General features: G+C 37.8%; 4 protein-coding genes. 2 read left to right on the forward strand and 2 right to left on the reverse strand.

Annotated elements, in window-relative coordinates:
* Window positions 1–204 precede the first annotated feature (204 nt).
* A complete protein-coding gene (locus tag AC4MRQ_RS25295; protein WP_491200517.1) occupies window positions 205–1,326 on the reverse strand; it encodes a methyl-accepting chemotaxis protein in 1,122 nt (373 codons plus the stop codon).
* A gap of 184 nt (window positions 1,327–1,510) precedes the next feature.
* On the reverse strand, window positions 1,511–1,732 hold the full coding sequence (locus tag AC4MRQ_RS25300; protein ID WP_491200518.1) for a hypothetical protein: 222 nt from the start codon (window positions 1,730–1,732) through the stop codon (window positions 1,511–1,513).
* A gap of 176 nt (window positions 1,733–1,908) precedes the next feature.
* On the opposite strand from AC4MRQ_RS25300, the gene AC4MRQ_RS25305 reads away from it, so the two are divergent.
* Together AC4MRQ_RS25305 and AC4MRQ_RS25310 are read left to right on the forward strand one after the other, a co-directional pair.
* Window positions 1,909–3,129, forward strand: coding sequence for a sensor histidine kinase (locus tag AC4MRQ_RS25305; protein WP_491200519.1), 1,221 nt, complete (start codon window positions 1,909–1,911; stop codon window positions 3,127–3,129).
* A partial coding sequence (locus tag AC4MRQ_RS25310; RefSeq protein WP_491200520.1) for a response regulator transcription factor occupies window positions 3,129–3,655 on the forward strand: 527 nt, incomplete at its 3' end. The genes AC4MRQ_RS25305 and AC4MRQ_RS25310, both read left to right, overlap by 1 nt.

Consider the following 3,655-nt stretch of genomic DNA (forward strand, 5'->3'; position numbering starts at 1 on the left):
TTTGAGGAGAGGACAGAGGTGAGGTGGTTTAAAAATGTTTACGCACTGATATATAGTGAGATATACATTTAAATCATTCTATTTTACAATAAAGTGGGTAAAGGGTAGTGGCGAAGGGGGATGGTTTGTGTTTTTTTATAACTATTTAAGAATTAGGGGGATTGCTTTTTAGTTGGATAGAAGGTTAATAAATTGAAGACTTGTTTAGTCAAGTTTGAAGAACTTCAATTGTTTAATTAATGCAGAAGCTTGCTCCACCATTTGTTTGGCACTGGACGTCATTTCTTCTGAAATGGCAGCGTTACCTTGTGTTGATCGGTTAATCTCTTGCAAGGCATGACTGATTTGTGATGCACCCTGGTTTTGTTCCTCACTTGCCGAAGCTATCTCAGCAATCAGGTTTTCATTTTTTCTGATCAATGGAAGTGTTTGCCTCAATTTTATTAAAGCATCCTCAGCCATTTCATTTCCTCGTTGTGAGAACACTTCGATTTCTTTGGCTGCTTGTTTGCTGCGTTCGGCCAGTTTACGAACCTCACCTGCCACAACTGCGAAACCTTTGCCATCTTCACCGGCACGCGATGCTTCAACAGCAGCATTGAGTGCCAGTAAATTGGTTTGTATTGCAATTTCATCAATGACCGTTATCTTGTCATTAATCTGCTGCATAGCTTCTAAAGTTTGTTGTGTACTAGCAAAGCTTTCATCTACCGAACGACTTGCATTAATTGAGTTTTCTTTTGTACCGCTTGCATTTTGATTATTCGCATTAATATTGGCAGCGATCTGTCCCATGGACGAGGCTATCTCTTCCAGACCGGATGCCTGGTGACTAGCTACAGACGAGATTTTAGATGCAGTCTGATCAAGGTTGTGTCCCACCTTACTAACATCATCAGCCGATTCTGATACTTTATAGATAACCTGCGCAAGAATGGCCTGTAATTGATTGATAGCCTGATGAATTTGAAATAGTTCCCCTTTTATAGGCGCCTTGTATTCCTCTTGCTTTGTACTGATATGACCTAGAGAAATCTCCTTTAATTTTTCAGTAATAAAGCTGAGTGGTTTTTTTATCTGAAGATAGACGATGTACTGCAATACCCCTGTGAGAATAATACCTCCGGCCAAGGCCGCCCAAAAAGGATATGCTTCCGGATATTTGTAATGAATCCGGCTGTTCATAACCGTTAAAAATACATTGATCATCCATAAGGCACCTATCCGAAAGAAAATGCTGCCTTTATACAACAATCGTAATACTACATAGCCAATCGACCCTGTAGTAAGTAGAATAATGAAAAACCTGACTACAAATGATTCCATTCCCATGGTTAACCCCTCCGTTCAACTTCAATTTGAGGAGTGCAAAAGTAAACCAAATTTCCTAAAATGCGATTGCATTAATAAATATTTGATGTTTAAAGTGTTGTATTGGTAGAGTGAGCTGCAATCAATAAAAAAAGCCATCTCAATTGAGATAGCTTTCCTCTTTTAATTTACCGGATGATTATCCTTTTTTCTCTTTTTTAGAGCATTCTTTTTTGTCTGAGCAAGCTTTCTTTTCAGCAGTGCACTTTGATTTACACTCTTTGCTGCACTCTTTTTTCTTTTTGTCTTCAGCTTTCTTCTCAGTTTTTACTGGCTCCTGATCAATAGTTGCGGCCATTGTCGGTGCTGTAATTGCCATTGTAAACACAAATAGTACCGAAAGGATTAGTGTCTTTTTCATAATCATACGTTTAAAAAATTAATTTCATGTTTGTGATGGAACAAAACTAAATTTGTTGCACATAAAGGTAAGTTATTGACATGTTAATCGTTGTTAAGATGATGTTAAAAGCGGATAACAAGGTCTTTTAATTTGGTAATTTTGGCGCTTGATTGAGATTCTGTATTTTTAGGGTAATGGGGAAAAACAAAAAATATTACGGCTTGTCAATAGCCACCTTTATAGGATTGGCGTTGTTGCTTTTTATTCAAATCAACTATATCGTAAAGGCAGCTCGTTTAGAGGAGAAGAATTTTAACCATCGGGTGGTTATGGCTTTGAAGGATGCGCGAGACGAAATTGGAAATCGTCTTTGTCCTGATATGGATCGATTTCTCTGTGGTAATGATTGTATCAATGCCAAAAGAAAAAGTGCCGAGGTAGATAGTATTATTCACTCTCAACTAGAGATTTATAATTTACCGCTGAATTATTCATTTGCTATAACTGATACCATTATCGGGAATAATACAGCTGCAATTTGGGGACCAAAATGTTATCAGCAGACACTTAATGGTTTATTAGAACGGGAAGGAATCCGACTGCGATTACAATTTCCCGATCGCAACCGGTTTATTCTGGCTCAGATGAGTGGTCTCTTTATCATGAGTGTGTTCATTATCTTTTTCCTGGTAGCATCGTTTATTATATTACTCCGCATGATGAAGCGGGAGCAATTATTAATGGTACATATGCGCGAATTCGTTAACAATATGCTCCACGAGTTCCAGACTCCTTTAGCCAATATCCGTTTGGCAGCTAACCTGATCATTAAAAAGAAAGATAATAAGGATAAGACATCAGATTATGCGCAGGTTGTATTGAATGAGTATGAACGTATGCAGTTGCATGTTGAGGAAATATTGAAGTTATCATGCGAAACATCAATTGAAGGAGAACGAAATGTTGTGGACATCAAACTGGTTATTGAGGAACTTACAAAATCATTTGCTTATCGTGTTGAGGAAGTTGGTGGCGAGTTACAGGTTAACTTTAAAGCAGATAATCATTCTCTGAACAGTTACAATGGGCGCCTGTCTCTTGTGCTTTCCAATTTACTGGATAATGCGATCAAATACCGCAGTAATAAGCCAGTAATCAGTATCGAAACAAGTGAGTGGAATAACTTGCTGCAAATACAGGTGAAGGACAATGGTATTGGAATTGCAGCCAAAGAACTGCCATATATTTTCGATCAATATTATCGGGTAAGCACAGGAGACGTGCACGATGTGAAAGGTTTTGGGCTTGGACTTACTTTTGTTAAAAAAGTAATTGAAGAACACAATGGCCGTATAACTGTTGAAAGTGAAGAAGGCAAAGGAACTTGTTTCACCATTTTATTACCATTAAAATAATGGCTAAAATACTATTAGTTGAAGATGATATAAGTATGGGATTCCTGCTTGTTGATTTTCTGGAATCAAACGGATTTGACGTTAAGCTATACAAGGATGGAAAAAGAGGGCTGGAGGCATTTAAAAAAGGGCGCTACGATTTTTGCATCCTGGATGTTATGTTACCCGGTATGGATGGTTTTACCATTGCCGAAAACATAAGGGAGCTTAATAAAAAGGTTCCCATTATCTTTTTAACAGCTCGCTCCATGAAGCAGGATAAAATCAAAGGTTTTCAATTAGGAGTTGATGATTATGTCACCAAACCTTTTGATGAAGATGAGTTGCTCTGCCGGATTCAAGCTATTCTGAATCGTATTAATCTGCAAGATGAAGATCCAAAAGTTGAGATTACGAACTTTGAAATTGGTCAATACCGTTTCGATTCAGCCAATCAGCGACTGGAAATGGAGGGTTTTACGAAGCGATTAACACAAAAGGAGTGTGATGTATTGCGAATCCTTTGCTTATCCAAGAACAATATTGT

The organism is Carboxylicivirga sp., from assembly GCF_982718395.1.